Below are 25,944 nucleotides of genomic sequence, written 5' to 3'. Positions count from 1 at the left end.
GGCACCCATAGCCGCGCGCAGCCTTGCAGTCTCCCTCCGGCCGGTTAAACCGTGGGGCGCTGAGCGAGGGGGATCCATCCAGATGAGCGCGACCCGCACCGAGACCGACACCTTCGGGCCTATCGATGTGCCCTCCGACCGGTACTGGGGCGCGCAGACGCAGCGGAGCCTCGGCAACTTCAAGATCGGGTGGGAGAAGCAGCCGAAGCCGGTCATCCGGGCGCTGGGCATCGTCAAGCGCGCGGCCGCCGAGGCCAACATGGAGCTCGGCAAGCTCGACCCCGAGCTCTGCAAGTTCATCGTCCAGGCCGCCCAGGAGGTCATCGACGGCAAGCTCGACGACCACTTCCCGCTGGTGGTGTGGCAGACCGGGTCGGGCACCCAGTCGAACATGAACGCCAACGAAGTGATCTCGAACCGGGCGATCGAGCTGATGGGCGGCGCGATGGGCTCGAAGAAGCCCGTGCACCCCAACGACCACGTCAACATGAGCCAGTCGTCGAACGACACCTATCCGACGGCGATGCACATCGCCGCGGCCGAGGAGGTGGCGCGGTCCGTGATGCCGGCGCTGGAGCACCTGCACGCGGCCCTGAAGGCGAAGTCCGACGAGTTCGCGCACATCATCAAGATCGGCCGCACCCACACCCAGGACGCCACGCCGCTGACGCTGGGCCAGGAGTTCGGCGGCTATGCGCACCAGGTCGCCATGTCGGTCCGGCGCGTGAAGGAAACCCTCTACGGGCTCTACGAGCTGGCGCAGGGCGGCACGGCCGTCGGCACCGGCCTCAATGCGCCCATCGGCTTCGCCGAGAAGGTCGCCGAGAAGATCGCGGGCATCACCGGCCTGCCCTTCGTGACCGCGCCCAACAAGTTCGAGGCCCTGGCCGCGCACGACGCCATGGTGTTCAGCCACGGCGCGCTGACGTCCGCGGCAGGCGCCCTGTTCAAGATCGCCAACGACCTGCGCTTCCTGGGTTCTGGCCCCCGCGCGGGCCTGGGCGAACTGGCGCTGCCCGAGAACGAGCCCGGCAGCTCGATCATGCCCGGCAAGGTCAACCCGACCCAGGCCGAGGCCCTGACCATGGTCTGCGCCCACATCATGGGCAACCAGACCGCCATGGCCTTCGCCGGCAGCCAGGGCCACTTCGAGCTGAACGTGTTCAACCCGGTGATGGCCTACAACTTCCTGCAGTCCTGCCGCCTGCTGGCCGACGGGGCCATCAGCTTCACCGACAACATGGTCGTGGGCACGGAAGCCCGCGAGGACAACATCAAGGCCAACCTCGAGCGGTCGCTGATGCTGGTGACGGCGCTCAACGGCAAGCTGGGCTACGACAACTGCGCCAAGATCGCCAAGGCGGCGCACAAGAACGGCACCACCCTCCGCGAGGAGGCCGTCGGCGGCGGCTATCTCACGAACGAGGAGTTCGACGAGTGGGTGCGGCCCGAGAAGATGATCAGCCCGGGCTGATGACGCTTCAGCTCGTCCGGCTCGACGACGCGCTGCCGGACGGCTTCGACGCCCTGCGCTCGGAGGCCGACGCCGAGGGCCATCGGCACATGAGCCGACTGGCCGCGGAGGTCGCCGCAACTCCCGAGATGTTCACCGCGCTCCTGGCGGCGTTCGGGGACGGGGTTCTCGTGGGCGTCGGCGGCATCACCCCCGAGCCCGAAGCGGCTCCGGGCGAAGCGTGGCGCATGCGACGCCTCTTCGTGTCGCCGCGGGCGAGGCGCTTGGGCGTGGCCCGCGCGCTGGCCAACGCTCTGCTGGCCGAAGCCCTGGGCCTGAGCCGGCTCGTGACCGTCCACGCCGGGAATCCTGACGCCGAGGCCTTCTGGGAGGCGATGGGGTTCGAGCGCGTCTCCGGCCGCGCCTGGAGCCATCAGTTCCTGGCCGGCTGACGCCGGGCGGCCGGCAGGCTATGCTGCCGACATGGGCAAGCTCGAACCCAAGATCGACCCGGACCTCCTCGCGCAGGCGCAGGCGGCAGGGGTCGAGGTCGAGGCGGTGATCGAAGCGGCGCTCCGCGCGGCCCTGAGGGGCGCCGACGCCTCGGCGGCCGATGCGCGGGCGGCCAGATGGGCCGAGGAGAACGTCGAGGCCATCGCCGACTACAACCGCCGCATACGTGAGCGCGGACTAGTGGGCGCCGAGTTCCGGAAGTGGTGAGTGCGGCAGTTCGACGTCGTCGATAATCCGTCGGAACGTTCGCGGGCCCACGCCCCCTACTTCGTCGTGCTGCAATCGCACCACCTGCACCAGCTGGACAGCGTGGTGGTCGCGCCGGTGCTCCGTGACGCCGCGCGGACAATGTCCGCACTGGACCTGGAGGTCGACCTCCTCGGCGAGCGGCTCGTCATCGCCCTGGGCGAGGTCTTCAGCCTCGAGAGAGCCGGGTTGAAGGGGACCCGCGGCTCCCTGGCCGGCCACGAGGATGCGATCCGGCGCGGCCTCGACCGGCTCTTCACCGGCTTCTAGGGCGCGTTCCGCCGAGAACGAGCCAAGCTACCCGCCCTAAGCCCGGCGCAGCACGGCGAAGTCGGCGAGGTCCTGGAGGGCGGGGAGCCAGCTGTTGGAGCCGGGCTCGGAGATGGCCGCCTTGGCGGCGTCGGCATAGCGGCACGCCAGCGCCAGGGTGTCGTCCAGCGCGCCCGTCTGGCGCATCAGCTCGCGCGCGTGATCGAGGTCGGCGGGCTCCTGCTCGCGGCGGTCGATCGTGCGGACCCAGAAGTCGCGCTCGGACGCCGCTGTCCGGCCCATGGCGAAGAGGAGCGGCAGCGTCACCTTGCCTTCGCGGAAATCGTCGCCGGGGTTCTTGCCCAGGGTGGCCGCGTCGCCGGAGTAGTCGAGGGCGTCGTCGATCAGCTGGAACGCGAGGCCCAGGTCCTGGCCGAACTTGCGCAGCGCCCGGCAGCGCTCGGGCGACGCGCCGGCCGAGATCGCGCCCGCCTCGGCGGCGGCGGCGAACAGCTCGGCGGTCTTGGCCTTGATGATGTCGATGTAGACCTCCTGGCTGAGGTCCAAGTCGTGGCTGCGGGTGAGCTGCAGCACCTCGCCTTCGGAGATCACGCGGCTGGCGCGGGCCAGCACCTCCAGCGCGGGCATCGACCCGGCGCCGACCATGAGCTCGAAGGCGCGCGCGAACAGGAAATCGCCCACCAGCACGCTGGCGGGGGCGCCCCAGATCAGGTGCGCGGCGACGCGCCCGCGGCGCAGCTCGGAGGAGTCGACCACGTCGTCGTGCAGCAGGGTCGCCGTGTGGATGAACTCCACCGCCGCCGCGAGCTTGAGGCAGGCGTCGTCCCGCGCGCCGCAGAGCCGGGCCGCGGCGATGGTCAGCAGGGGGCGCAGCCGCTTGGCCGAGCCCGCGATCAGGTGGTCCGCCAGCGCCGGGATCACCGGCACGGGGCTGTCCATGTGATGTCGGATCAGCTGGTCCACGGCGCGCATGTCGGGACCGGCCAGCGTGAGGAGCAGGTCCAGCGAGGGCGGCGCGGCGACGGCCTGGGCGGCTTCCAAGACGGGGTATTCCTTACCTGCCAAAGCGTCCGGGCCCTACCGGTCGCCGTTTGCCGGGACAATGGTGACGCGATAGGGCACGGTCAAGCGGCCCCCGCCGAACACGTTCAGACGCTCACGCCGAGATCCGCCCCGGATGGACTCCGTCACCGAGGATCGCCTGCTGGATGGCCGCCTTCGCCTGCGGCAGCCGGCGCGCGGCTATCGCGCGGGGCTGGATGCGGCCCTGCTGGCCGCCGCCTGCGACGCCGCCGACGGGCAGCGGGTGCTGGAGGCCGGGTGCGGGCCCGGCGCGGCCCTCCTGGCCGCAGCGGTCCGACGGCCGGGCGCCCGGTTCACCGGCCTCGAGCGGGAGCCGGAGGCGCTGGCCCTCGCCCGGGAGAACGTCGCCCTCAACGCCCTCGCGGATCGCGTGGACGTGATCGAAGGCGACGTGGGCCGGCGTTTCTCGCACCTCGGCCTGCCGCCGTTCGACGCGGCCCTGGCCAACCCGCCCTTCTTCGACGATCCCGCCGAACTGCGACCGCCCGCGCCCGAGAAGGCGGCGGCCTGGATGGCGGACGAGGGCCTGATGGGCTGGGCCGAGTTCCTGCTGAAGGCGGTGCGCGAGGGCGGCTCCATCACGGTGATCCATCGGGCGGACCGGCTCGCCGACCTCCTGTCGCACCTCTCGGCCAAGGCCGGCTCGTTCCAGGTGCGGCCGATCCATCCGTTCGCCGATGCGCCGGCCAAGCGGGTGCTGGTGCGCGCCATCAAGACGGGCAAGGCGCCGCTGCAGCTGCTGCCCCCGCTCGTGCTGCACGAGCGGGGCGGCGCGAAGCACCGGCCGGAGGTGGAGGCCATCCTGCGCGGCGAGGCCGACCTGCCCTGGCGCGTCCAGCGTCCCACCCGCGCCCGAATACCCCCTCGCGGGGAGTCGCCTTGACATGTCCGGTCGCGGCTGTCTGGCTCGGTCCATAGCCATAACCACGAGGTCGCGATGTCGTCCGCTCTACGTGGCGTTTTCGTTGCCGGGTTCGCCCTCCTGGCGCTGTCGACGCCCGCGCAGGCGGAACTCTTGCACCTGCAGGCGGGTACGAACGAGGCCTGCCCGCCCGGCGCCTGCCGCACGTCGACGCTGGGCGACGTGAACGGAAGCCTCTACGGTTTCCAGACCTTCGACAACTTCACCTTGAGCCGCGACGCGCGGATCCAGACCGTCACGTGGCGGGGCTTCGTGTGGCAGGACGGCGTCGGTTCCGGAACCGCGCCCGATCCGATCACCGAGACCTGGCAGGTCGGCTTCTACGCCGACAACCTCGCGACGCCGGACACCGACGCAAACCTCTACACGGCGAACATCGACGCCGCGGACGTCACCGTCACCCTCCTGGGAGTCGACGTCTTCTCCGGCGACAACGTGAACGTCTACGAGTGGTCGGCGACCCTGCCGACGGACTTCCTGGCGACCGGCGGCGTGCGCTACTGGGTGTCCCCGGTTTCGCTGCAGGCGAGCTTCAGCCCGCTGTTCGGCTGGAGCGCTTCGACGCCGGCCTCGGGCCTGGCCTACCAGCGGCAGTTCGCGAACGGCGCCTGGGGGCCGCTGAGCGGGAACGCCAACAACCGCGCCTACAGCCTCAGCGGCGCCTATGTGCCTGAACCCGGGACCTGGGCTCTCATGATCCTGGGCTTCGCGGGGGCGGGCGCCATGCTGCGGCGGACGCGGCCGCGGGCCGGCCTCGCCGGCTGAGGCCCCGATCCGGTCAGGTGACCGGCGAGAGCTTCGCGCTGTCGGCGAGCATGCGGTCCAGCAGGTCGAGGTCGATCTGCTCGGGCCGGCGGAAGCGGATGCAGCTCTTGCCCGCGTCCAGGCCCTTCAGCGCCTCGGCGTGGAGCGGATGCACCCGGGGGCTCACGTAGAGCGAGATGTACTGCTTCTGGCTGTTGAAGGCGAAGACGGGGGTCGCGTCGTCCGGGCGCGTGTAGCACGGCATGCCGTAGCGCATGGCCTCGGAGCGCTCGCCGAAGTGCTTGAGCGCACTGGCCCGCACGGCGCGCAGCGCCGCCTCCCGCTTCGGGTCCACCGTCTCGAACCAGGCGTCCACAGTCTGAGCGATCGACGTCACCATGGCTTCAGATCCCCAGCTCGGCCCTGCAGCTCTCGTCGACCAGGTCGTGGGCCTCGGGGTGCTTCTTCACCCAGGCGGCCATGAAGGGGCACGTCGGGACGACCTTCAGGCCGCGTTCGCGGGCCGCGCCGAAGGCATGGCGGGCGAGCGCGCTGGCCACGCCCTTGCCCTCGAAGGCGGGCGGCACGACCGTGTGCGGCAGGACCATCCGGCCCGGCTGGAGGCGGTAGTCGGCGAAGGCGGTGTCCCCGTCGAGGGACACCTCGAAGCGGCTCTTCGCGGCGTTGTCGGTCACCTGGATGTCGGCCATGCCCCAACTTGACGCGAAGCGGGCGGGCCGCCAAGGTCCGCGGCGTCCGGAACGGCCAGCAGAGGAGAGGTTCGATGTCGCCCATTGTCCGCGCAGCCCCTCGCTGCGTCGCGCCGCCGGTCGCCTGAAAGGCAGATCCCCGTGATCCGGGGATGATCCGCGGTCGACGCCCCAGGGACCGGAAGGTCCGCGGCCTTCGACAACAAGGACATCCCCGTTGCTGACCTCAGCACTCGACGCCTACGGCTGGAGCGATCGCCTCCAGGCCGACTTCGAACCCTACGCCGCCCAGGGCCTCGTGCCCGGCCGCATCGTCGTGCAGCAGCGCGGCGGCTATCGCATCGTGACGCCGGACGGCGAGATCGAGGCCCGGGCCTCCGGCGCGCTCATGCGCGCGAGCGCGGACTCCGAGCGGCCGGCCGCCGGCGACTGGGTCGCCGTCGAGGCCCGGCCCGGCGAGACCACGGCGCTCGTCCACGCCGTGCTGCCGCGCCGGACCGCCTTCATCCGCAAGGCCTCCGGGACCCGCGGCGGCGCCCAGGTGGTGGCGGCCAACGCCGACGTGGCCTTCCTGGTCGCCTCGCTGAACGCCGACCTCAACCTGCGCCGCCTCGAGCGCTACCTCGCCACCGCCTACGAGAGCGGCGCCGACCCGGTGGTCGTGCTGACCAAGGCCGACATCGCCGACGACGCCGCCGCCCAGGTGGCGGAGGTGGAGGCCATCGCCGTGACCGCGCCGGTGCTCGCCATCTCGTCGAAGACCGGCGAGGGGCTGGACGCGGTCGCCGCCCACCTGGCGCCCGGCCGCACCGCCGTGCTGCTGGGCTCCTCGGGCGCGGGCAAGTCGACGCTGGTGAACGCCCTGGCCGGCGAGGAGAGGATGGCCACGCGGGAGATCCGCGAGGACGACGCCCGGGGCCGCCATACGACCACGCATCGCGAGCTGGTCCTGCTGCCGTCCGGCGGGCTGATCCTGGACACGCCGGGGATGCGGGAGCTGGGCCTCTGGAACGCCGACGAGGGCGTCTCGGCGACGTTCGAGGACGTCGAGGCGCTGGCGGCGGCCTGCCGCTTCGCCGACTGCCGGCACAAGGGCGAGCCCGGCTGCGCGGTGCGCGCGGCCATCGCGTCCGGCGAGCTGCCGGCGGAGCGGCTGGCGGCATACGAGAAGCTGCAGGCCGAACTGGCCTACGAGCATCGGCGCGAGGACCCTGCGGCGGCCAAGGAGAACCGCAGGCTCTGGGCCAGCCGCCACAAGGCCTCGCGGGCCTGGATCAAGCACAAGCGGCGGGGTCCGGACGGCGCCTGAGGCGGCAGGGCCATGCGCACCCCCTCCCCGCCGGCGCTGCGCGCCGCCTCCCCCGAGAGGGAGGGTCTTCGGGTCGAGGATGCTCCCCCTTTGGGGGAGCTCGCGAAGCGAGAGGGGGCAGCGGGCCGAAAGTCCTGCCGGCCACCCCCTCCCCGCCGGCGCTGCGCGCCGCTGGACCTCCCCCAACCGGGGAGGACCCCGGGATGATGCTCCCCCGCTGGGGGAGCTCGCGAAGCGAGAGGGGGCATGGGGCCGAAAGTCCTGCCGGCCACCCCCTCCCCGCCGGCGCTGCGCGCCGCCGGACCTCCCCCAACGGGGGAGGACCCTGGGGATGATGCTCCCCCGCTGGGGGAGCTCGCGAAGCGAGAGGGGGTCAGCCCTCCTTCGTGCGATAGTCCCCGAACGCCGAATCCCGCGTGTCCAGCGCCTGCTTCACGCCCTCGCGCATCTTGGCCATGAACTCGCGGCTGGCTTTGGTGTGCCAGCCCAGCGCGTGCAGCTCGGTGCCTGCCCGCAGGCCCGCGCGCATGCCCATGGCCTCCATCTGGCGGTGCACCAGCCGCTTGTTCAGCTGCGCCAGTTCGGGGTCCACCTTGGCGATCCGTTCGGCCATGGCGGTCACCGCCGGCTCCAGGTCCTCCACCGGGTAGGCGCGGTTGGCGAAGCCCAGCTGCGCGGCCTCGACGCCCGAGATCGAGTCGCCGGTCAGCATCAGCTCCATGGCCGCGCGCATGCCCATGAGCCACGGGTAGAACTGGTTGTCGGGCGAACTCATCGTACGCACGGCCGGATAGCCGACCTGGGCGTCCTCGGCGATGTAGACAAGGTCGCAGGCGAACGCGAGTTCCGAGCCGCCCGCCAGGCACCAGCCATGCACCTGGGCGATGATCGGCTTGGCCAGGTCCCACATGCGGAAGCAGCCTTCCACCACGTGCCGCGCCCACTGGCCCTGGGCGCCCGCGGTGTGGAACGGCAGCTCGCCCACGCCGGCCAGGTCGTAGCCCGACGAGAAGCACTTGCCCGCCCCGCGCAGCACGATCACCCGCACTTCCGGATCCTTGTCGGCGGCCTCCAGCGCGGCGAACAGCTCGCCCCGGAGCTGGTTCGACAGCGCGTTGCGCTTCTCGGGACGGTTCAGGGTCAGCCGCCGCACGCCGGGCGCGGGGCTGTCGGTGAGCAGGATGGGTTGATCGGCCATGGGGTCCTCCTGGACCGCATTGGCCAACCGGCGCCCCAAGGTCAGTAAAGACCCGTCGGGTTCCGTCCCGGGCGAGCGTGGCCGCCAGGGTCTTCGCCCCAATGCCCCCTCTCGCTTCGCGAGCTCCCCCAGAGGGGGAGCATCACACCGTCGGGTCCTCCCCCTCTGGGGGAGGTCCAGCGTCGCGCAGCGACGATGGGGAGGAGGTTGCCGCAGCGGCGGCCAGGATGGTGCGGACAGCGTCATCCACATCGCGCAACACCGTGGCGGCCGAGAGCCTCAGCGTGCGAACACCGCGGCTTCTCAGCCACGCGTCACGCCTTGCATCGCGGGCCGGTCGGTCTCCGAACCCATGGCCCTGGCCGTCCACCTCCACGTCGAGCTTCAGGGCGTCGCAATAGAAGTCGAGGACGTAGGGGCCCAGAGGATGCTGCCGCCGAAAATGCAGCCCCCCTGCCCTGCGGCCCTTGAGGGCCTTCCAGAGAATGACCTCCGGGAGACTGAGCGCGCGGCGGTAGACCCAGGCACGGTCGCGGACAGGGCGGGCGGCGTCCATGGCTGGACGATGGTGGAAACAAAAGAAGAACACAAGCCCCTGCGCTGACCCCCTCTCGCTTCGCGAGCTCCCCCATGGGGGGAGCATCATCCCCAGGCTCCTCCCCCCTCGGGGGAGGTCCGGCGGCGCGCAGCGGCGGCGGGGAGGGGGTGGCCGGCAGGACCTTCGCCCCAATGCCCCCTCTCGCTTCGCGAGCTCCCCCAGAGGGGGAGCATCATCCCCAGGGTCCTCCCCCTCTGGGGGAGGTCCAGCGTCGCGCAGCGACGATGGGGAGGGGGTTTCCGCCGCGGCGCCGGAAGGCGCCACGCCGCACATCGCTGGCCAGTCCCTGCGCCGGACCCCCTCTCGCTTCGCGAGCTCCCCCATGGGGGGAGCATCGGGCCTTGGGTCTTCTCATCAGCGTCGCGCAGCGATGAGGGGCGCCGCCTAGCCGAGGTTCCGCTGGAACAGGGCGAAGAGGCGCTCCCAGTGTCGTTCGGCGGAGGGCTTGTCGTAGACGGCGCCGCGCTGGGGGAAGGCGAAGCCGTGGTGGGCGCCGGGGTAGATTTCGACCTCGGCGTCGGCGCGGCCCTTCAGCGCCGCGTCCAGGGCCTCGACCATCTCGAGCGGCGCGTAGCTGTCGTGCTCGGCGCAGGCGAAGTAGAGCTCGGCGCGGGTCTTCTGCGCCGCCAGGTGCGGGCTGTCGGGCCGGTCGGTGACCAGCTGCACCCCGTACAGCGAGGCGGCGCAGGCGATGCGCTCGGGATGGTGGGCCGCGGCGTTGATCGCGTACTGGCCGCTCATGCAGTAGCCGATCGCGCCCGCCTTGCCGGGGCTCGCGGCGGCGTCCCGGTCGGCGAAGTCCAGCAGGCCGTCGGTGTCGGACATGACCATCGGGATGTTGATCGAGCCCATCAGGTCGAACATGCGCGCCCGCGCCTCGGCCTCGGGCAGCGGCGGCAGGTCGGCCAGCTCCAGGACGCCGCGCCGGTAGTAGAGGTTGGGGAGCATCACGTAGTAGCCGACGGCGGCGATGCGGCGCGCCATGTCGCGCAGCTCTTCGCGGATGGCGGGCGCGTCCATGTAGAAGAGCACGATCGGATGCGGCCCGCCCCGCTCGGGGTGGACGATGAAGGTGGTGGTCGCCCCGTCCTTCGTGGGGATGTCGACAGTCTGCTCGATCATGCCAGCTCGCTGGGCTTGAGGTTCAGCTCCTCGAGGAAAGGCGCGGCGTAGTCGATGCGGCCGGTCATGGTCTTCGGGTCGCCCTTGCAGAGCTGGTAGACGGCTTCCGCAATGTACTCGATCGGCTGCACGCGGTCCTTGGTCTGCTCGTTGATCAGGCCATGGACGGCCACGCCGGGCGTGTCGACCAGGCCCGGCGAGACCACGTTCACGGCGATGTTGTCGTCGTAGACCTCGGACGCGAGACCGGTGGTGAAGCGCTCCAGCGCCGCCTTGCACATGCCGTAGACCGTGCCGCCGCCCCGCCGGTTGTAGGGCTGCTTGGGATGGATGCCGGCGCCCGACGAGATGTTGACGATCCAGCCCTGCTTGCGCTCGCGCATCGAGGGCAGGACCAGCTGCGAGAGGTGGAACGGTGCCCAGACCTGGACCTCCATCATCAGGTCGAAGCGCTTCTTGGGGAACGTCTCGACGGGGATGAAGAAGGTGACCGCCGCGTCGTTGACCAGGATGTCGACGGGGCCGTAGGCGGCGACCGCCTCGTCGATGAGGCGGACGCGATCGGCCTCGTCCGACAGGTCGGCCTTGACCGCCATGGCCTCGCCGCCGAAGGCGCGGATGCGGTCCACGGTGGCGTGCAGCGTGCCCGGCAGCTTGCTCTCGCCGGGCTCGGCGGTGCGGGCCGAGGCGACCACCTTGGCGCCCTCCATGGCCAGGCGCACCGCGATGGCCTCGCCGATGCCGCGGCTGGCGCCGGTGACCACCGCCACCCTGCCCTTCAGCGTCCCGTTCGCATTGAAGCCCGCCATCGCCGTCCTCCCATACCGCTCTTTCTGTTGGCGGCAGGGTCGCGCGGGATCACCTGCGGCGCAAGGGCTGGTCGGCCTCCCGGACCGTCAGGCGGCCCACCGTGAGTTCGTCCACCTCCAGGCGGCGGATGCGCACGCTGCGAACGGTGAGGCGTCCGATCGCCAGGCGCCCGATGGCGAGCGCGCCCAGCGCCGCCGCGCCGAGCGCCACGGCGCCCACGATCGCGGCGCCGAGGCCGGCCGAGCCCACGGCCTCCGCCCCGGTCGCCGAGGCGCCGACCGCGCGGCCGGCCACACGGCGGACGGGTGGCCGGGGCGGCCTCACGGCGTCACGCCCGCGCATCCAGGGCCGCCTTTACCTCGGCCAGCACGCCGGCCCAGTCGCCCGGCTTCGCCTGGCGGAAGATCGTCACGGACGGATACCAGGGTGTGTCCCGGCGGTCCCGCAGCCAGCGCCAGTCGGCATTGAACGGCAGCATCAGGAAGCAGGGCTTGCCCATCGCGCCCGCCAGGTGGGCGACGGCGGTGTCGACGCTCACGACCACGTCGAGGTCCTCGATGATGCGGCGGGTGTCCTCGAAGTCCCGGGCGCCGGTGTCCTCGGGCGCGAGGCTGCGGACGCCGGGCCAGGCCAGGATTTGCGCCGCCAGGTCGTCGGGGAGCGAGCGGTTGCGGTCGTTGACGTGCTCGGCGCTGCCCTTCCCGACGAAGCCGATCCCGACGCCGCCCGGCTTCGACGGCAGGTAGGGCGCGGGCGGGATGGTCTCCAGCGTCGCGCCGAGACGCCAGGGCAGCGAGCCGGCGAGGATCCAGGCGTCGTGCGGCGGGATCTCCACACGGCCCTCGCCGCTCAGCAGGCGGACGCCCAGGTGCTCGAACAGGCGGGTGAGGCTGGAGCGGCAGGTCAACGTCACGTCGATCCCGCGTTCGACGAGGGGGCGGACGAACCGGGCGAACATGATCTGGTCGCCCAGGCCCTGCTCCAGCACGATCAGCAGGCTGCCGACGGGCTGGCCGGTCCACTCCGGGAAGCTGAACTGGGGCTTGCGCTGGCCCGGCCGGATGCGGCGCTCGTAAAGGGGCCAGCCCTCGGCGAGGCGGCCGTCGCGAAGGGCCAGATAGCCCAGCCGCCGCTCGAACTCGGGATCGCCCGGCCGCCTGGCCAGCTCGGCCCGGTAGAGCGCCTCGGCGTCCGCGTAGCGGCCCTGGTCCTCCAGGACGAGGCCAAGGTTCAGCGGCACCGCCGGCGGCGGCGAGCCCTTCATGAGGGCGCGGTAGAGGCCCTCGGCGTCGCCGAAGCGCCCGTCGCGGGTGGCGGCGGAGGCCAGCTCGAAGAGTTGCTCGAAGGTGAAGCGTCGGGGCTCGGCGGGCGGCTGGGACATCCCGGCTCCATGGCCCGCAGCCGCCGCGTTGGCAAGCCGCACGCGCCCGACCCCCGCGGGTCAGGCGGCCTTCTGCAGCTCCTGCTTCACGCGCTCGGCCAGGGTCTTGATGTCGATCGGCTTGGGCAGGAACGAGACGTTGCGCTCGCCCTCGAGCAGGTCCGAGAACTCGCTCTCGGCATAGCCCGAGATGAACATCACCGGCGCCGCGCCCAGGTACTGGCGCGCCTGCTTCAGGAGGTCCGGTCCCTGCATGCCGGGCATCACCACGTCCGAGATCATCAGGTCGATCTCGCCGGCATGGGTCTCGGCGTACTCCAGGGCTTCCTCGCCGGACGCCGCCTCGATCACCTCGTATCCCCGCGCGCGCAGCAGCTTGGCCGCCACGCCGCGCACGGCGTCCTCGTCCTCCACGAAGAGGATCCGGCCCGCGCCCGAGAGGTCGCGCGCGGCGGGGCGCTTCGGCGCGGCCGCCTGCGGGGCGGGCGCCGCCTGGGCGGGCGCGATGTGGACGGGCAGGAAGATGCGGAACGCCGCCCCCTCCCCGGGCTTCGAGGCCACCGCGATCCAACCGTCGGACTGCTTGACGATGCCGTAGACCGTGGCCAGGCCCAGCCCCGTCCCCTCGCCCACCGGCTTGGTGGTGAAGAACGGGTCGAAGATCTTGTCCATGACGTCGGGCGGGATGCCCGGACCGTCGTCCCCGACCTCGACCATGGCCTGGTCGCCCACCGCGGACGGATAGCCCAGGTTGCGGGCCTCCTCCTGCGTGACGCGGGCGGTGCGGATGCGGATCGTCCCGCCGCCGTGGCTGCGGATCGCATCGCGGGCGTTCACGACGAGGTTCATGATCGCGGTGTCGAGCTGGCTGCGGTCGGCGCGCACATGGGGCAGGTTCCGGCCGTAGTCCGTCACCAGCTTGATGTCCTCGTGCAGCAGCCGGCGCAGGAGCACCTCGGACTCCGAGATCATCTCGCCGACGTCGAGGATCTCGCGCTGGACCGTCTGCTTGCGCGAGAAGGCCAGCAGCTTGCGGACGAGGTCCGCCGCCCGCATCGAGGTCTGCTTGATCTCGTTGAGCCCCTCGTAGCTGGGGTCGCCGACCGGGTGGCGGGTCGACAGGACGTCCAGCTGCATGAGGATGGCGGTCAGGAGGTTGTTGAAGTCGTGCGCCACGCCGCCGGCGAGCTGGCCGATGGCCTGCATCTTCTGGCTCTGGCTGAGCTGCAGCTCGACCTGCTTCTGCTCGGACACGTCGACGAGATAGGCCACCCAGCGTCCGCTGCTCTGGGAGAGGTAGAGGTGTGCGATGCGCGTGGGATCGTGCGCCAGGCGCACCTCCAGGGGCGCCGGGCCGGCGCGGCCCTCGTGCAGGCGGAACGCGGCGTCGAGGCGGCTGGCCGGCTCGATCAGGTCGCCGAAGACCTGGCCCGCCTCCCCACCCTTCGCCACCGCCGCGAGGGCCGGGTTGGCCTCCACGATCCGGGCCTCGAACGGGTCCTCGCCCTCCAGCAGGGCCGCGCCGAAGGGCGAGGCCGCGGCGAAGGCGTCCAGCACCCTGGGCGGCGGCGCCTTCGCCGAGGCGACGGCGTTCAGCACTTCCATCGCGGACGACGGCAGCGCCAGAGGACCGCTGCCGCGGCCCGTCAGTCGCACCAGGAACCGGCGCGGCCCGATCGGCGAGACCAGCGCCTCGTGCTCCTGGCCGCCCATCCTGATCGCGGCCCGCCCGAGGTCCCCGCGCCGGGCCGTCGCCAGGGCGGCGAAGAGGCTGGACGCGGCGGCCCCGCTCTTGGGCAGGCGCGGCGCCGGACCCATCGACGCGCGCCAGGCCGGGTTGGCGGTGAGCAGCCGTCCGTCCGGCGCGGCGACCGCGGCCGGCTCGTCGAGCGCGGCCAGGAACGCCTCCGCCCCCGCCTCGGGCTCCACCGGCTCGTCCGGCGCGCCGCGCAGCACGAACAGTCCCAGGCAGCAGACGCCCGCCAGGCCGAACAGCAGGAGCGAGCCGGCCAGCGTCTCGGGTCCGGCGTTCAGCAGCGGGGCCGCGGCGAAGGCCACGGCCAGCAGGAAGAACAGGACCGCGAGCGCGATCAGCGGATCGGTCTTGCGGGTCTTGGACGGCGGCTCGGCCATGGCGAGCGTCGGCGCCTCCGGCGAATCGGTGATCTGCATTGTCTCACAAGGGCCCGGGAACCCGGAAAAGGGCGAAAGCGTCGCCTGCGCCCGCCCGGGCGCAGGCCGGCGTCCGAAGGCTCATCGGGCGGCTCGCGCGGCGCGGTCGCGACCGGCGCCGAGAATGAAGCCGATGATCTTGGCGACGGCCTCGAAGTGGGCCGCCGGGATCATGTCGTCGATGTCGACCGCCGCGTAGAGGGCGCGGGCGAGCGGCGGGTCCTCGATGACCGGCACGCCGGCCTCCTCGGCGATCTCGCGGATCTTGAGCGCCAGCGAGTCGAGGCCCTTGGCCACGCAGATCGGGGCGGCGTGCTCGCCCTGCTCGTACTGGAGCGCCACGGCGTAGTGGGTCGGGTTCATGATCACCACCGTCGCGTCGGGCACCGCCTGCATCATGCGCCGCCGGGCGCGCTCATGCCGGAGCTGGCGCTGCCGCGCCTTCACGTGCGGATCGCCGTCGGTCTGCTTGTAGTCTTCCTTCACTTCCTCGCGGGTCATGCGGTTGCGGGTGAGGAAGCGCTGGCGCTGCCACAGCCAGTCCCCGGCGGCCACCACCAGGGTCAGCGCCGCGACGGCGAAGACGAGCCGCTTCAGGACGTCGATGCTGTAGGGGAGCATCGCCGCCGGATCGAGCGCCGAGAGCGAGGAAAGCTCGGCCGCCGCCGGCTTCAGCACCCACCAGGCCAGGAGGGCGATCACGACCACCTTCACCGCCGACTTGGCGAACTGCATCAGCCCGTCGGGGCCGAAGAGGCGCACGAAGCCTTTGTCCAGCGCGACCTTGGACCAGTCGGGCTTCAGCTTCTCGGGCGTGAGGTGAAGGCCGCCCTGCAGGAGATTGGCGGCGACCCCCGCGACGGCCGTGGCGGCCATCACCGCCAGCAGGGCGGGCGCGCCGGCCATCACCGCGTGGCGGAGCACGGCCACGCCGCCGCCGCCCTCCAGCGGGATCGAGTCCGGACGGCTGATGAAGGGCGTGAGCTGGGCCGCCATGTCGCGCGAGAGCCAGCCGCCGGCCATGATCACGACCGCCGCGGCCGCGCTGAGCGTCGCGAACGACGCCAGGTCCATGGTCTTGGCGCCGTCGCCCTTCTCCCGCGCCTGTTCGAGCTTTCGCGGGGTGGCTTCTTCTGTCTTGGACTCGCGATCGGGACCCTCGCTCATCGGGAGAAGAGCCCGATGAGGTCACGATAGCGGTCCACCCAGACCACGCCGACGACGCCCAGGCTGAGGGCGAAGACCGACAGGCCGAGGAGCACGTTGAGCGGCGTGGCGACGAAGAACACCTGGAACTGCGGCATCACCCGCCCGACCAGACCGGTGGCGATGTTGAAGACCAGCGAGAACACCACGACGGGCGCCGCGAGCTGCAGGCCCAGCGCGAAGGACCGGCCCACCGTCTGGATCGCCAGCTGCCCGGCGTCGGCGATCGGCACGTCGCGCGAGAACGGGAACAGGTCCCAGCTTTCGACGATCGCGGCCACGAAGAGGTGGTGCAGGTCGGTGGCGAAGATCAGGGTGATCCCGATCAGGCCCAGGAAGGTGCTGAGCGTGGTCGACGGCTGCGCCTGGGACGGGTTCGCGGTCTGGGCGAACGAGAGCGTCGTCTGCAGCGAGACGATCTCGCCCGCCGTGGCCAGCGAGCTCATGAACAGGCGCAGGATGCCGCCGATCATCAGCCCGATCAGCACTTCCTTGATCACCGCTCCGAAGAGCCCCGCCGCGTCCGCCGGCAGGGGCGGCACGGATCCCGCGAGCAGGGGAAACAGCATGAGCGTGAAGGCGAGCGCGAAGGCCAGGCGGATCCGCGGCGGGATGAACGTCTCGCCCATGCCCGGCAGCAGCATGACGATGGCGCCCAGGCGCGCGAAGACGAGGCCGGCGGCGAAGACCTGCTGGGCTGTGGCGTAGGATTCCACGGCCGCGCCGCCCTACATGCCGGCGATGCGGGCCGCGATGTTGCGCATGAAGCCGCTCATCAGGGCGCCCATCAGGGGCAGGAAGAGCAGCAGCGAGACGAAGATGGCGACGATCTTCGGGGCGTAGACCAGCGTCTGCTCCTGGATCTGCGTCAGCGCCTGGAGCAGGCCTATGCCGACGCCGACGATCAGGCCGACGATCAGGACCGGGGCCGACAGCTGGATCGTGAGCCAGATGGCGTCGCGTCCGACGTCCAGAACTTCGGCGCCGTTCATGCGGAAACCTCACGGGAAGCAAGCACGCCGCGGCGCACGCCGCGGCTGCTCACTCTTGGCCCGTCATGGTTAACGAAAGGCTAGGTCGCCCACGCCCGGCGGTCAGGCCGCCGCGGTTTGCCGGCGGCGCAGCATGGAGCCGAGGCCGAAGAAGCCCAGGATCATCATGGCCCAGACGCCGGGCTCGGGCACCACGGCGCCGACGCCGATGAAGGCCGAGTTCTCGCCGCCCTGGCTGGCGCCGGCGATCAGGTAGCGGGCGCCGGCCGCCTGGCCCTCGGCGATCAGGTCCTCGGTCGACTGCCCCGCGTCGCTGAGGCCGTAGTAGTAGACGAACCGCGCCGTCGCGCCGCCCGCGAGGCTGCCCAGGCTGATCTTGATCCCACCCCCGAGATCGCCCGTGGCGTCACAGCCCGCGAAGCAGCTGAAGCCATAGGGCGTGTTGGGATCCGGATCCTCGAAACCCAGGTAGCTCGAATCCACCACGGCGCCGAACGCCCCGTAGGGGCCGGTCACGCGCTCATCCGTCTCGTTAGGGGCGATGTCCCAGTCGACGTTGCGCTGGAAGAGGACCTCGCCCAGGTCGCCGCCGGTGTTGGTGACGCTGGTGAGGATGCGCAGGATGTTGCCGCCGGAGACGAAGCTGTAGTCCTGCTCGACAGTGAGCCCCAGGCTCGTCGTGGTGGTGACGAGGGCGCCTGCGCCGCTGAAGACCGAGGTCGTGCCGACGATGTTGGAGGAGCCGAAGAAGGCCTGGTCGCCATAGGCGCCGCCGCCGCCGACCACGGCGATCCCCCAGGAATCGCGCGGCGTGCCCGGAGAGATCGGATCATAGCCGTCGCCGTTGCGCCGGAAGCCCGTCCCATCGCCGGGATTGTAAAGCTCGCCGTTCGCGCCGACGCCGGCCGAGAACCCGTCGCCGACGCTGTTGATGGTCCCCTGAGCCAGGGCCGTGCCGCCCATGGCGAGCGACATCGCGAGCGCCGCTCCGGCAAGCCGTGTGAACCTCATGTCCTACCCCCACAAATCCGGGCCGCAGTCGGCCCCTGCCCCGGCCGCCACATGGCCGGGATCGTCACCCAGACTTAGAGGAACTGCGTGACGCTTCGGCAACCGCCTTCGCCTCCCAGGCGTGATCTTTCGGCCCGCCCGCGCGATTCAGCGCCGCTCGAGCGTCCCCGCGGCCTGCGCGGGCGTCATCTTGGCGGTGTCGCGATCCACCAGGAGGTTGGCCGCCCGCATGGCTTCGACGGATATGGATCCGACGAGGGGCGTCAGCGTCTCGACGAGCCGCCGGTCGCCGGCCGCCTTCGGGGACACCAGGATCACCGCGTCGTAGGGCGGGATCGCGCCCCGGGGATCCGAGAGGACCACCAGCCGGTCCGCGGCGATCCGGCCGTCGGAGGAGAAGGCGCTGATGACGTCCGCGTCCCCCGAGCCCAGAGCGCGGTACATGAAGGTGGGCTGGAACGAGCGGCTGTTCCGGAACCGCAGCCCGTACGCGGCCTCCACCGCCTTCCACTCGGGCCGTGACAGGAACTCCACGTCGGTTCCCAGCGTGAGGCGCGGCGCGACGCGGGCCAGGTCGTCGAGCGAGGCGACTCCCAGCGCCCGCGCCCGGTCCGGGCGCATGGCGAAGGCGTAGGCGTTCTCGAAGCCCAGCGAGCCCAGCACCCGCACGCCGTCGCGGCGCGCGAGTTCCGCGGTGAGCTGATCCAGGACCGCCTTGCGGCCGGGGTTGTCGCTGCGCCCGAGCACGGCGGTCCACAGCGTGCCCGAATAGTCGACGTAGACGTCGATCTCGCCGGCGGCGAGCGCCCGGTAGGCGACCGCGGAGCCCAGGTCCTCCTTGCGGCGCACGGCGGCGCCGGCGCGCTCGAGGCGCACCGCCATCAGCTCGGCCAGGATGTACTGCTCGGAGAAGTTCTTGGCGCCGACCACATAGCTGCGCCCCCCCTCGAGCCGCGTCACCAGCGGCGCCATGGCCACCGCCGCGCCCGCGACCAGGCCCACGGCCCCCGCAACGACGAACGCGCGACGGCGCCTGCGGACGCCCGTCTCGACAAGGCCGATCAGCTGGTCGGCGGTCAGCGCCAGGACGGCGGACGCGGCGCAGCCGAACAGCACCGACACCCAGTTCTCGGTCTGCAGGCCCGCGAAGATGTAGTTGCCGAGGCTGGTCTGCCCCACCGGCGTGGCCAGGGTGGCCGCGCCGATGGTCCAGACGGCGGCCGTGCGGACGCCGGCCATGATGACCGGAGCGGCGAGCGGCAGCTCCACCTGCAGCAGCTTCTGGCGCGGCGTCATGCCCACGCCGTCGGCCGCTTCGACGATGGCAGGATCCACCCCGGTGATCCCGGCCACGCCGTTCCGCAGGATCGGCAGCACCGAATAGAGCGTCAGCGCGAGGAGCGACGGCAGGAAGCCGAGGGCCGAGAACCCGCGCCCGAAGAGGCTCTCCGACAGCGCGGCAAGCGCCAGCAGCAGGGGATAGAAGAGCGCCAGGAGCGCCAGGCTGGGAATGGTCTGGATCAGGCTGGCGGACGCGAGGGCGGGCCAACGCAGGCGCGGCCGCCGCGCCGCCGCCACCGCCAGAGGCAGGCTGATCGCCAGCCCCAGGGCCAGGGCGCTCACCGACAGCAGCACGTGCCACGCGAGGTACTCGGGCAGGCGCTCGAAGGCGGCGGCGAGCTGGGGGTCCATCAGTGCGGCCTCACGCGCCGAGCCGCTGCCGCAGGCGCTCGGCCTGCCGGCGGGGCGCTTCCAGAAGGTCGCGCACGTGCGGATGGGCCGAAGCGTCGAGCAGCGCCGCGGGCCGTCCGTCGCCGAGGATGCGGCCGGACTGCAGGACCACGATCCGATCGGCGAGCAGCACGGCCTCGGTCATGTCGTGCGTCACCATCAGCGTCGTCAGGCCGAGCCGTTCGTGGAGCGCGCGGTACTCGCCGCCGAGCGCGTCGCGGGTGACGGGATCGAGGGCCCCGAACGGCTCGTCCATCAGCATCAGCCGCGGCTCGGCGGCGAGCGCGCGGGCGACGCCCACCCGCTGGCGCTGGCCGCCCGAAAGCGCGGCGGGCGGCCGCCCGCCCACGTCCGCCGGCAGGGCCACCAGCTCGAGCAGCTCGGCGGCGCGCGCGGCGCGGCGCGCCGGGTCCCAGCCGAGCAGCTTGGGCGTGATGGCGATGTTCTCGGCCACCGTGAGGTGGGGGAAGAGGCCGATGTCCTGGAACACATAGCCGATCCGGCGGCGCAGGACGTGCGGCGGCGTGGACGCCACGCCTTCCCCGAACACCGCCACCTGGCCCGTCGCCGGCCGGACCAGCCCGTTCACGGTCTTGAGCAGGGACGTCTTCCCCGAGCCCGAGCCGCCGACCAGGGCGACGAACTCGCCCGGCGCGACCTCGAGGTCGATATCCTCCAGCGCCGAAACGCCGTTCGGGTAGCGGAGCGCGACGTCGGACAGGCGGATCGCGGGCACGGCCATGGAACAGACCTAGCACGGCTTGGGTTGCCTCGCCCGAGCAGTCTAGACTTCCCCGACACCCAAGGAGTTCTCCCATGCGCCTTCCCGCCGTCCTCGCCGCCCTGCTTGTCGCCTCGTCCGCCTCGGCCCAGGCGCCGGCCACCGCCTCGGCCGACCTGAAGAACGGCGCCGGGAAGACGATTGGGTCGGTCACGCTGACGGCGGCGCCGAAGGGCGTGCTGATGAAGGTGGAGGCCAAGGGTCTCACGGCCGGCTGGCACGGCCTGCACTTCCACGAGAAGGCCGACTGCTCGAAGTCGGACTTCACGACGGCGGGCGCGCACGTCCACGGGCCCGAGGCGGCGGTCCACGGCCTGCTGAACCCCGCCGCGAACGACCTGGGCGACCTGCCGAACATCCACGCCGGCGCCGACGGAGCCGCCGCGGCCGAGGTGTTCACGACGCTGGTGACCCTGGACAGGCTGAAGGACGCCGACGGCTCGGCCGTGGTGATTCACGCCAATGCCGACGACCACAAGAGCCAGCCCATCGGCGGCGCGGGGGCGCGCGTAGCCTGCGCCGAGATCCGGTAGGCGCCGGTCGGCGGCGAGACGCCGCCGCGGCGCCGGCCTCAGATCGGCATGCGCATGATTTCCTGGTAGGCGGAGATCACCTGGTCGCGCACCGCCATGACGGTCTCGAGGCTGGCCTCGGCGGCCGAGATGGCCGTGACCACGTCGATGAGCTCGGCCTTGCCGGCCACCTGAGCGGCCATCTGCGTCTCGGCCGTCTTGGACGCCGAGAAGGCGTCGCTGATGGCGGCCTTCACGAGGTCGCCGAAGCCGCCCTGAGCGGGCGCGGCGGCCGAGCCCATGCCCAGGCCGTCCTCGACGCCCATGGCCTTCTGGGCGCTGGCGTAGGCCTTGGCGGCGGCGAGCGGGGTGATCATGGCCTAGGCCCCTACTTCTTCAGGAGGTCCAGCGTGCGCAGCTGCAGCGCGCGGCTGGTCTCGATCACGTTGAGGTTCGCCTCGTAGGCGCGCTGGGCCTCGCGCATGTCGAGAGCCTCCACCAGGCTGTTCACGTTGGGCAGCTTCACGTAGCCCTTGTCGTCCGCCGAGGGGTGGCCGGGGTCGTATTCCTGACGGAAGGCGCTGGTGTCCGGCTCCACCTTGCTCATCCGCACCCCCTTGGCGCCGCCGATGCGGGTGGGCTCGAAGATGGCTTCCTGGCGGCGGTAGGGATCGCCGCCCGGCGTCTTCGACGTGGTGTCGGCGTTGGCCAGGTTCTCGGCGATGATCCGCATCCGCGCCTGCTGCGCGCGCAGGGCCGAGGCCGCGATGGACTGGGCGACGCCGCCGGTGGGCTTGATCTCGGGCATCTAGCGGGCTCCTAGGCGCGGCCGGGCGGCTTCGCCGCGAGGCGGAGCATGTTGAGCGACTTCTGGTAGAAGCTGATGGCCGCGTCGTAGTGCAGCCGCGCGTCGCTCATCTTGATCATCTCCTCCTCCAGCACCACGGAGTTGCCGTTGAGCGTGGTCTCGGAGTCGGGCGTCTTGGTCGTCTTCCACTGCGAGCCGAGGCCGCGGGGCTGGGACTTGGGCGCCAGGTGGCCGGCCTGCGTCGCGGCCATCGGCGCAACCCCGCCGGCCGTCTGACCGGCGCGCGCCATCTGCACCTTGGCGTCGAAGCTGAAGGGCTTCAGATCCTCGGGCGTGTAACGGGCCGTGTCGGCGTTGGCGACGTTCTGCGCGATGACCTTCTGGCGTTCGCTGAGGTACCCCAGCCGGCCACGAAGCATCGAGAAGAGCGGGATTTCGGCCAGGTTCATGGGGGCCGATCCTGAAGAAACAGGGTTAATCCGCATTTAAGAGACTCAGGCGCGAACTGCGGACGCACTCGAGAGCGTAGCGTCTTCATGGATTTCCCGAGCCTCCTGCGCGCCACCTTCGCGCTGGCGCTGACCCTGGGCCTCATCGGCCTCGCCGCCGTGGCGCTGCGCCGCTACGGGCCCGACGCGGTGGCCCGGCTCCAGACGCCGAAGAAGGAACGCCGCCTGAAGGTGGTGGAGAGCCTGGTCCTGGATCCCACCCGGCGCCTGATCATCGTGGAGTGCGACGGGGTCGAGCGCCTGGTCATGCTGGGCGAAGGCCGGGTGCTGGCCGAGCTGCCGCGGGGCGAAGCGCGATGAGCTTCCTGCACGCCCTCCGCACCCTGCCCGCCCGGGACTGGCGGCGGGCGTTCCTCATCTCCGCGCTGGCCGGGCTGGTCGGGATGGCCCTGCCCGTCGCGGCCATGGCCCAGACGCTGAACGTCAACCTCGGCACCGGCGCCGGGCTCACCGAACGCGTGGTGCAGCTGGTCGGCCTGCTGACGGTGCTGTCGCTCGCCCCGTCCATCGTCATCATGACCACCAGCTTCGTGCGCATCGTGGTGGTCCTGTCCCTGCTCCGGACCGCGCTGGGCCTGCAGCAGAGCCCGCCCAACGCCGTCCTGATCTCCCTCTCCCTCTTCCTGACCGCCATCGTCATGGGGCCGACCTTCGAGCGGTCCTACAACGAGGGCGTCAAGCCGCTCCTCGACCAGCAGATGGAGCTGCCCGCGGCGTTCGACGCGGCCGGCGGCCCCGTGAAGCAGTTCATGCTCTCGCAGGTGGAGCAGGAGGACCTCGCCCTCTTCGTGCGCCTGTCGCGCATCGAGCGGCCGGCGAACGTGCAGGACACGCCGCTGCGGGTGGTCACGCCGGCCTTCATGATCAGCGAGCTGAAGCGCGGGTTCGAGATCGGCTTCCTGCTGTTCGTGCCCTTCCTGGTCATCGACCTGGTGGTGGCCAGCGTCCTGATGAGCATGGGCATGATGATGCTCCCGCCCGTGGTCGTGAGCCTGCCCTTCAAGCTGATCTTCTTCGTCCTGGTGGACGGCTGGCGCCTGGTCTGCGGCAGTCTCGTCGAGAGCTTCCAGCGCGGCGCGGGCGGCTAGCCCCCCGGGCGCTAGAACCGGGCCTCGAATTCGCGCAGCAGGCGCTCGTGCCGCCACTGTTCGCGGGCCTTCTCGCTGCCGGCGACGAAGGCCGCGCAGGCGCCCTTCGGCTCGGCGGCGCCCACCTGCCCCGCGCAGGCCGCCACCGGCCGCCGATAGCCGTTGGGATCCAGCCACAGGCCCTCCCCCGGCAGGAAGCTGAAGGCGATGGCGTTGCGGGCCGCCGTCCTCAGGTCCGCGTAGGTCGCGCCGTTGCGAACCGCGGCGACGTAGTCGCCCGAGAGCTCGGTGCGGGTGATGCCGGAATCGTCCGTCGAGAGCGCCACCGGGACGCCCTTCTTCCGCAGCCACGCATAGGGATGGTCCGCAGGATCGACCTCGAGGATCACCTGGTTCGACAGGATCTGCACCTCCACCAGAACGCCCCGGCGGGCCATCTCCGCGGCGGTGGCGTCGGCGTCCGTCTCCTGCGGCAGCGCCACGCCGTGGCCGATGCGGCGGGCCCCCGCCACGAACACCGCGTCGCGCACCCGATGGCTCTGCGACTTGGGCGTGACCAGCTTCAGCGTGACCTCGCCGGCGTGCAGCGCCACGGGCGTCCGGCGGCCCTGGTCCGTCAGCTCGGCCACGATCCGCATGTGGGTGTCGTAGTAGCGGGTGGCGTCGAAGCTGTCCTCGGGCGCCACCAGTTGCAGACCGACGAACCGGTTGTCGGCGGCGATCGTGGCGACGCCCAGCTGGAGCTGCGCCATGGTCTGCTCGGGCGGACCTTCGCGCATCGCCTGGAACAGGAAGCGGACCGTCACCTGGCAGCCCGGCCTCGCCTGCTGTGTGTCGCACTTCATGACCTCGCGGGCGCGGTTCAGCACCCGGTCGGCGTCGGCGCGCGCGGCGGGAACCAGGCCTTCGAGGCCGGCCGCCGACAGCGCCGCCTTCGTCGCCGCGGGATCGCCCTTCCAGCCCACGCGGGCGCCGACCGCGCGCGAGGCGACGAACTGCGGCGTGAACATCAGCTCGGCGTAGAAGGTGTTCTGGCGCGCCAGCCCCTCCAGGGTCTCGGCCAGGCCGTCGCCCGCGCGCAGCGGGCTCATGCCCCGACGGCCGAAGGCGGTGAAGAACTGGTCGTGGCCCGAACGCCCCCGGAACCCCGGGGCGCGCGTGGTGAGGCTGTCGATCAGCGCCGAGCGCAGGGCCTCGTTGCCCTGGTAGTCCGCCGCGGGACGCAGGTTCTCGCCGGCGCAGGTCGGACGGATCGCCAGTTCGACGGCGTCGACGCACAGGCCGTCCTCGACGGCCCACGCCAGCAGGTCCTCGGCCGGGATGCCGCCGCCCAGGTGGTTGTGCAGTTCGCCGCCCTTGGGGAAGGACCGGAGGAAGGCCGAGAGCTCGGCGGCTCCCATCTTCGAGAGGTCGGGCGGCGCGGCGGTCGCGGGAGCGGCGACGGCGAGGGCCAAGGCCAGGCTGGCGAGGAATCGTCCCATGGCGGAAGCCCGCCGCACGCCGGCCGCGCGGTCAAGCTCCCGCTGGCGCGGCGCGGCGGATTGCGGTCCTCTGGCCCCATGACGACCGCCGCCGAGATGATCCAGCGCCTGGACCTCAAGCCGCACCCGGAGGGCGGCTGGTATCGCGAGACCTGGCGCGCCGAGGCCTGCGCCGACGCCGACGGCCGGGCGGCGGCCACGGCGATCCTGTTCCTGCTGGCGCCGGGCGAGCGGTCGCACTGGCACCGCGTGGACGCCGAGGAGCTGTGGATCCACCAGGGCGGCGCGCCGGTCCGGCTCTCCACGGCCAGGGGCGCCTCGGTCGCCACGGTGGCCCTGGGCACGGGGCCCGGCGAGGTCCCCCAGCATCTCGTCCGCAAGGACGAGTGGCAGTCGGCCGCGGCGACGGACGGCTGGGGCCTGGTCGCCTGCATCGTCTCGCCGGGATTCCGCTTCGAGGGTTTCGACCTCGCGCCGCCGGGATGGAGCCCGGGCTGAGGTCAGCCGCCGGCCAGCCGGCCCTCGAACACGAACTCGGCGAAGTCCTTGCGGCCGCTGGGGACCTCCCGCGCCCGGTAGGCCTCGTCGAGAATCGCGGGGTCGCCCAGGCGGCCGATCGCGATCGCGGCGTGCACCTCGTAGTCCTCCGGGCTGACGCCCAGGGCCTCGTAGGACCGCGCCACGTCGAACCCGGCCATGCCGTGGGTGACCCAGCCCATCCTGGCGGCCTGCAGCGCGAGGTTGGACCAGGCCGCGCCCGTGTCGAACGCATGGGTGCGCACGGGCGCCGGCGGCTGCCCCGGCGTCCTGCGGAAGCGGTCGGAGAGCACGTAGACCAGCGCCGACGCCCGCTGGGCCCAGGACTGGTTGAACGGGACCAGGAGTCCGAAGAGGTCGTCCCAGGCCGGGGTGTCCCGGTGGGCGTAGACGAACCGCCAGGGCTGGCCGTTGAACGCCGATGGCGCCCAGCGCGCCGCCTCGAACAGGCTCATCAGGGCCTCGTGCGGCATGGGTTCGCCGGTGAGCGCCCGGGGCGACCAGCGCTGGAGGAAGATCGGGTCGACGTCGTGTTCGGCCGTGCGGCCATTGGCGGTGACGGTCACGGACCTAGCGCTTTCCGATGTGAGCGATGGTGGCGATCTCGACCAGGAAATCGGGTCGGACAAGTCCGCACTGGATGCAGAACCGGGCCGGCTTCTCGCCCGGGAAGTACTCGGCGTAGACCTTGTTCATGGCGGCGTAGTCGGCCCAGTCCTTGAGGAAGATGTGGTTCATCGTCACGTCGTCCATCGTG

The 25,944-nt window shown here is 71.8% G+C and carries 33 protein-coding genes; 11 read left to right on the top strand and 22 right to left on the bottom strand.

Going from position 1 to position 25,944, the window contains the following annotated elements:
• The first annotated feature begins 82 nt into the window (after positions 1-82).
• Genes fumC through JNK30_RS05285 form a run of 4 tightly spaced genes read left to right on the top strand, consistent with a single transcriptional unit; the run spans position 83 to position 2,482 of the window.
• A complete protein-coding gene (fumC, locus tag JNK30_RS05300) occupies positions 83-1,474 on the top strand; it encodes a class II fumarate hydratase (protein ID WP_293480868.1) in 1,392 nt (463 codons plus the stop codon).
• Positions 1,474-1,905: a GNAT family N-acetyltransferase gene (locus JNK30_RS05295; protein ID WP_293480867.1), complete on the top strand. Its 432-nt coding sequence runs from the start codon at positions 1,474-1,476 to the stop codon at positions 1,903-1,905. The genes fumC and JNK30_RS05295 overlap by 1 nt, the downstream gene beginning before the upstream one ends.
• A 31-nt stretch (positions 1,906-1,936) precedes the next feature.
• On the top strand, positions 1,937-2,173 hold the full coding sequence (locus tag JNK30_RS05290; RefSeq protein WP_293480865.1) for a type II toxin-antitoxin system CcdA family antitoxin: 237 nt from the start codon (positions 1,937-1,939) through the stop codon (positions 2,171-2,173).
• Entirely contained in the window at positions 2,174-2,482 is a 309-nt protein-coding gene (locus tag JNK30_RS05285; protein WP_293480863.1) for a CcdB family protein, read from the top strand.
• Between the two features lie 36 nt (positions 2,483-2,518).
• Here the strand turns inward: JNK30_RS05285 and JNK30_RS05280 are convergent, their stop codons facing one another.
• On the bottom strand, positions 2,519-3,487 hold the full coding sequence (locus tag JNK30_RS05280; protein ID WP_293480916.1) for a polyprenyl synthetase family protein: 969 nt from the start codon (positions 3,485-3,487) through the stop codon (positions 2,519-2,521).
• A gap of 172 nt (positions 3,488-3,659) precedes the next feature.
• On the opposite strand from JNK30_RS05280, the gene JNK30_RS05275 reads away from it, so the two are divergent.
• On the top strand, positions 3,660-4,448 hold the full coding sequence (locus JNK30_RS05275; protein ID WP_293480861.1) for a methyltransferase domain-containing protein: 789 nt from the start codon (positions 3,660-3,662) through the stop codon (positions 4,446-4,448).
• 54 nt (positions 4,449-4,502) lie between these two features.
• Positions 4,503-5,252 carry a PEPxxWA-CTERM sorting domain-containing protein gene (locus tag JNK30_RS05270; protein ID WP_293480859.1) on the top strand — a complete coding sequence of 250 codons (750 nt, stop codon included), beginning with the start codon at positions 4,503-4,505 and terminating at the stop codon, positions 5,250-5,252.
• 13 nt (positions 5,253-5,265) lie between these two features.
• Here the strand turns inward: JNK30_RS05270 and JNK30_RS05265 are convergent, their stop codons facing one another.
• Entirely contained in the window at positions 5,266-5,631 is a 366-nt protein-coding gene (locus JNK30_RS05265) for an iron chaperone (RefSeq protein ID WP_293480857.1), read from the bottom strand.
• Between the two features lie 4 nt (positions 5,632-5,635).
• Positions 5,636-5,941 (bottom strand): GNAT family N-acetyltransferase, encoded by a 306-nt coding sequence (locus tag JNK30_RS05260; protein WP_293480855.1) that lies wholly within the window; start codon positions 5,939-5,941, stop codon positions 5,636-5,638.
• Positions 5,942-6,158: 217 nt separating this feature from the next.
• Here JNK30_RS05260 and rsgA point away from each other — a divergent pair, with 217 nt between their 5' ends.
• Positions 6,159-7,250 carry a ribosome small subunit-dependent GTPase A gene (gene rsgA / locus JNK30_RS05255; protein ID WP_293480854.1) on the top strand — a complete coding sequence of 364 codons (1,092 nt, stop codon included), beginning with the start codon at positions 6,159-6,161 and terminating at the stop codon, positions 7,248-7,250.
• Between the two features lie 373 nt (positions 7,251-7,623).
• On the opposite strand, the gene JNK30_RS05250 is transcribed toward rsgA, so the two are convergent.
• The 13 genes from JNK30_RS05250 to JNK30_RS05190 all read right to left on the bottom strand — a co-directional run bounded on the left by JNK30_RS05250 (position 7,624) and on the right by JNK30_RS05190 (position 20,213).
• The gene (locus JNK30_RS05250) at positions 7,624-8,448 is read right to left on the bottom strand and encodes an enoyl-CoA hydratase-related protein (protein WP_293480853.1); all 825 of its coding nucleotides are present in this window, start codon (positions 8,446-8,448) and stop codon (positions 7,624-7,626) included.
• Positions 8,449-8,590: 142 nt separating this feature from the next.
• Positions 8,591-9,004 carry an endonuclease domain-containing protein gene (locus JNK30_RS05245; protein WP_293480851.1) on the bottom strand — a complete coding sequence of 138 codons (414 nt, stop codon included), beginning with the start codon at positions 9,002-9,004 and terminating at the stop codon, positions 8,591-8,593.
• A gap of 426 nt (positions 9,005-9,430) precedes the next feature.
• Positions 9,431-10,168, bottom strand: a complete 738-nt coding sequence (locus JNK30_RS05240; protein ID WP_293480849.1) for a dienelactone hydrolase family protein — start codon at positions 10,166-10,168, stop codon at positions 9,431-9,433.
• Complete coding sequence (locus JNK30_RS05235) at positions 10,165-10,977, bottom strand: SDR family NAD(P)-dependent oxidoreductase (protein ID WP_293480848.1); 813 nt, start codon at positions 10,975-10,977, stop codon at positions 10,165-10,167. The genes JNK30_RS05240 and JNK30_RS05235 overlap by 4 nt, the downstream gene beginning before the upstream one ends.
• Positions 10,978-11,026: 49 nt before the next feature.
• Complete coding sequence (locus JNK30_RS05230; RefSeq protein ID WP_293480846.1) at positions 11,027-11,272, bottom strand: hypothetical protein; 246 nt, start codon at positions 11,270-11,272, stop codon at positions 11,027-11,029.
• 34 nt (positions 11,273-11,306) lie between these two features.
• Complete coding sequence (locus JNK30_RS05225) at positions 11,307-12,359, bottom strand: tetratricopeptide repeat protein (protein WP_293480844.1); 1,053 nt, start codon at positions 12,357-12,359, stop codon at positions 11,307-11,309.
• 60 nt (positions 12,360-12,419) lie between these two features.
• Entirely contained in the window at positions 12,420-14,492 is a 2,073-nt protein-coding gene (gene cckA, locus JNK30_RS05220; RefSeq protein WP_293480914.1) for a cell cycle histidine kinase CckA, read from the bottom strand.
• Positions 14,493-14,612: 120 nt separating this feature from the next.
• Positions 14,613-15,698 (bottom strand): flagellar biosynthesis protein FlhB, encoded by a 1,086-nt coding sequence (gene flhB / locus JNK30_RS05215; RefSeq protein ID WP_293480842.1) that lies wholly within the window; start codon positions 15,696-15,698, stop codon positions 14,613-14,615.
• Entirely contained in the window at positions 15,695-16,453 is a 759-nt protein-coding gene (gene fliR, locus JNK30_RS05210; protein WP_293480840.1) for a flagellar biosynthetic protein FliR, read from the bottom strand. Before fliR ends, flhB begins: the two co-directional genes overlap by 4 nt.
• 12 nt (positions 16,454-16,465) lie before the next feature.
• Positions 16,466-16,729, bottom strand: a complete 264-nt coding sequence (fliQ, locus tag JNK30_RS05205; RefSeq protein WP_293480838.1) for a flagellar biosynthesis protein FliQ — start codon at positions 16,727-16,729, stop codon at positions 16,466-16,468.
• 102 nt (positions 16,730-16,831) lie between these two features.
• Positions 16,832-17,740, bottom strand: a complete 909-nt coding sequence (locus JNK30_RS05200) for a PEP-CTERM sorting domain-containing protein (protein WP_293480836.1) — start codon at positions 17,738-17,740, stop codon at positions 16,832-16,834.
• Positions 17,741-17,887: 147 nt separating this feature from the next.
• A complete protein-coding gene (locus JNK30_RS05195) occupies positions 17,888-19,432 on the bottom strand; it encodes an ABC transporter permease/substrate-binding protein (RefSeq protein ID WP_293480834.1) in 1,545 nt (514 codons plus the stop codon).
• A 10-nt stretch (positions 19,433-19,442) separates the two neighbouring features.
• A complete protein-coding gene (locus JNK30_RS05190; protein WP_293480832.1) occupies positions 19,443-20,213 on the bottom strand; it encodes an ATP-binding cassette domain-containing protein in 771 nt (256 codons plus the stop codon).
• A 74-nt stretch (positions 20,214-20,287) separates the two neighbouring features.
• Here JNK30_RS05190 and JNK30_RS05185 point away from each other — a divergent pair, with 74 nt between their 5' ends.
• The gene (locus JNK30_RS05185) at positions 20,288-20,785 is read left to right on the top strand and encodes a superoxide dismutase family protein (RefSeq protein WP_293480831.1); all 498 of its coding nucleotides are present in this window, start codon (positions 20,288-20,290) and stop codon (positions 20,783-20,785) included.
• Positions 20,786-20,823: 38 nt separating this feature from the next.
• Here JNK30_RS05185 and fliE read toward each other — a convergent pair whose 3' ends face one another.
• The 3 genes from fliE to flgB are packed head-to-tail and all read right to left on the bottom strand — an operon-like array spanning position 20,824 to position 22,021.
• Positions 20,824-21,141 (bottom strand): flagellar hook-basal body complex protein FliE, encoded by a 318-nt coding sequence (fliE, locus tag JNK30_RS05180; RefSeq protein WP_293480830.1) that lies wholly within the window; start codon positions 21,139-21,141, stop codon positions 20,824-20,826.
• An 11-nt stretch (positions 21,142-21,152) separates the two neighbouring features.
• Positions 21,153-21,572, bottom strand: coding sequence for a flagellar basal body rod protein FlgC (gene flgC, locus JNK30_RS05175; RefSeq protein ID WP_293480828.1), 420 nt, complete (start codon positions 21,570-21,572; stop codon positions 21,153-21,155).
• Positions 21,573-21,583: 11 nt separating this feature from the next.
• Positions 21,584-22,021, bottom strand: coding sequence for a flagellar basal body rod protein FlgB (gene flgB, locus JNK30_RS05170; RefSeq protein WP_293480826.1), 438 nt, complete (start codon positions 22,019-22,021; stop codon positions 21,584-21,586).
• An 87-nt stretch (positions 22,022-22,108) separates the two neighbouring features.
• Here flgB and JNK30_RS05165 point away from each other — a divergent pair, with 87 nt between their 5' ends.
• Together JNK30_RS05165 and fliP are read left to right on the top strand one after the other, a co-directional pair.
• Positions 22,109-22,381 carry a flagellar biosynthetic protein FliO gene (locus JNK30_RS05165; protein ID WP_293480824.1) on the top strand — a complete coding sequence of 91 codons (273 nt, stop codon included), beginning with the start codon at positions 22,109-22,111 and terminating at the stop codon, positions 22,379-22,381.
• A complete protein-coding gene (fliP, locus tag JNK30_RS05160) occupies positions 22,378-23,169 on the top strand; it encodes a flagellar type III secretion system pore protein FliP (protein ID WP_293480823.1) in 792 nt (263 codons plus the stop codon). Before JNK30_RS05165 ends, fliP begins: the two co-directional genes overlap by 4 nt.
• Positions 23,170-23,180: 11 nt before the next feature.
• On the opposite strand, the gene JNK30_RS05155 is transcribed toward fliP, so the two are convergent.
• Positions 23,181-24,650 (bottom strand): adenosine deaminase, encoded by a 1,470-nt coding sequence (locus JNK30_RS05155; RefSeq protein ID WP_293480821.1) that lies wholly within the window; start codon positions 24,648-24,650, stop codon positions 23,181-23,183.
• A 78-nt stretch (positions 24,651-24,728) separates the two neighbouring features.
• Between JNK30_RS05155 and JNK30_RS05150 the strand changes: the two genes are divergently transcribed.
• A complete protein-coding gene (locus JNK30_RS05150) occupies positions 24,729-25,148 on the top strand; it encodes a cupin domain-containing protein (RefSeq protein ID WP_293480819.1) in 420 nt (139 codons plus the stop codon).
• Between the two features lie 2 nt (positions 25,149-25,150).
• Here JNK30_RS05150 and JNK30_RS05145 read toward each other — a convergent pair whose 3' ends face one another.
• Both JNK30_RS05145 and JNK30_RS05140 read right to left on the bottom strand, forming a co-directional pair.
• Positions 25,151-25,753: a nitroreductase family protein gene (locus JNK30_RS05145; RefSeq protein ID WP_293480817.1), complete on the bottom strand. Its 603-nt coding sequence runs from the start codon at positions 25,751-25,753 to the stop codon at positions 25,151-25,153.
• 4 nt (positions 25,754-25,757) lie between these two features.
• On the bottom strand, positions 25,758-25,944 hold a 187-nt coding region (locus JNK30_RS05140), incomplete at its 5' end, for a Rid family hydrolase (protein WP_293480816.1).

This window comes from Phenylobacterium sp., from assembly GCF_016793225.1.
Lineage (GTDB): Bacteria > Pseudomonadota > Alphaproteobacteria > Caulobacterales > Caulobacteraceae > Phenylobacterium.
Note: the sequence above shows the minus strand (reverse complement) of the source record. Positions and strands in the feature narration are given on the sequence as shown.

Bases quoted from the DNA above. Each gene is read 5' to 3' on its own strand.
- flgB (WP_293480826.1), bottom strand. From the start codon at position 22,021: ATGAACCTGGCCGAAATCCCGCTCTTCTCGATGCTTCGTGGCCGGCTG.
- JNK30_RS05150 (WP_293480819.1), top strand. From the start codon at position 24,729: ATGACGACCGCCGCCGAGATGATCCAGCGCCTGGACCTCAAGCCGCAC.
- JNK30_RS05265 (WP_293480857.1), bottom strand. From the start codon at position 5,631: ATGGTGACGTCGATCGCTCAGACTGTGGACGCCTGGTTCGAGACGGTG.
- flhB (WP_293480842.1), bottom strand. From the start codon at position 15,698: ATGAGCGAGGGTCCCGATCGCGAGTCCAAGACAGAAGAAGCCACCCCG.
- JNK30_RS05275 (WP_293480861.1), top strand. From the start codon at position 3,660: ATGGACTCCGTCACCGAGGATCGCCTGCTGGATGGCCGCCTTCGCCTG.
- JNK30_RS05295 (WP_293480867.1), top strand. From the start codon at position 1,474: ATGACGCTTCAGCTCGTCCGGCTCGACGACGCGCTGCCGGACGGCTTC.
- JNK30_RS05185 (WP_293480831.1), top strand. From the start codon at position 20,288: ATGCGCCTTCCCGCCGTCCTCGCCGCCCTGCTTGTCGCCTCGTCCGCC.
- JNK30_RS05195 (WP_293480834.1), bottom strand. From the start codon at position 19,432: ATGGACCCCCAGCTCGCCGCCGCCTTCGAGCGCCTGCCCGAGTACCTC.
- JNK30_RS05260 (WP_293480855.1), bottom strand. From the start codon at position 5,941: ATGGCCGACATCCAGGTGACCGACAACGCCGCGAAGAGCCGCTTCGAG.
- flgC (WP_293480828.1), bottom strand. From the start codon at position 21,572: ATGCCCGAGATCAAGCCCACCGGCGGCGTCGCCCAGTCCATCGCGGCC.
- JNK30_RS05290 (WP_293480865.1), top strand. From the start codon at position 1,937: ATGGGCAAGCTCGAACCCAAGATCGACCCGGACCTCCTCGCGCAGGCG.
- fliE (WP_293480830.1), bottom strand. From the start codon at position 21,141: ATGATCACCCCGCTCGCCGCCGCCAAGGCCTACGCCAGCGCCCAGAAG.
- JNK30_RS05165 (WP_293480824.1), top strand. From the start codon at position 22,109: ATGGATTTCCCGAGCCTCCTGCGCGCCACCTTCGCGCTGGCGCTGACC.
- fumC (WP_293480868.1), top strand. From the start codon at position 83: ATGAGCGCGACCCGCACCGAGACCGACACCTTCGGGCCTATCGATGTG.
- JNK30_RS05200 (WP_293480836.1), bottom strand. From the start codon at position 17,740: ATGAGGTTCACACGGCTTGCCGGAGCGGCGCTCGCGATGTCGCTCGCC.
- JNK30_RS05235 (WP_293480848.1), bottom strand. From the start codon at position 10,977: ATGGCGGGCTTCAATGCGAACGGGACGCTGAAGGGCAGGGTGGCGGTG.
- cckA (WP_293480914.1), bottom strand. From the start codon at position 14,492: ATGGCCGAGCCGCCGTCCAAGACCCGCAAGACCGATCCGCTGATCGCG.
- JNK30_RS05250 (WP_293480853.1), bottom strand. From the start codon at position 8,448: ATGGCCGATCAACCCATCCTGCTCACCGACAGCCCCGCGCCCGGCGTG.
- JNK30_RS05245 (WP_293480851.1), bottom strand. From the start codon at position 9,004: ATGGACGCCGCCCGCCCTGTCCGCGACCGTGCCTGGGTCTACCGCCGC.
- fliP (WP_293480823.1), top strand. From the start codon at position 22,378: ATGAGCTTCCTGCACGCCCTCCGCACCCTGCCCGCCCGGGACTGGCGG.
- JNK30_RS05270 (WP_293480859.1), top strand. From the start codon at position 4,503: ATGTCGTCCGCTCTACGTGGCGTTTTCGTTGCCGGGTTCGCCCTCCTG.
- JNK30_RS05225 (WP_293480844.1), bottom strand. From the start codon at position 12,359: ATGTCCCAGCCGCCCGCCGAGCCCCGACGCTTCACCTTCGAGCAACTC.
- fliQ (WP_293480838.1), bottom strand. From the start codon at position 16,729: ATGAACGGCGCCGAAGTTCTGGACGTCGGACGCGACGCCATCTGGCTC.
- JNK30_RS05240 (WP_293480849.1), bottom strand. From the start codon at position 10,168: ATGATCGAGCAGACTGTCGACATCCCCACGAAGGACGGGGCGACCACC.
- JNK30_RS05190 (WP_293480832.1), bottom strand. From the start codon at position 20,213: ATGGCCGTGCCCGCGATCCGCCTGTCCGACGTCGCGCTCCGCTACCCG.
- JNK30_RS05155 (WP_293480821.1), bottom strand. From the start codon at position 24,650: ATGGGACGATTCCTCGCCAGCCTGGCCTTGGCCCTCGCCGTCGCCGCT.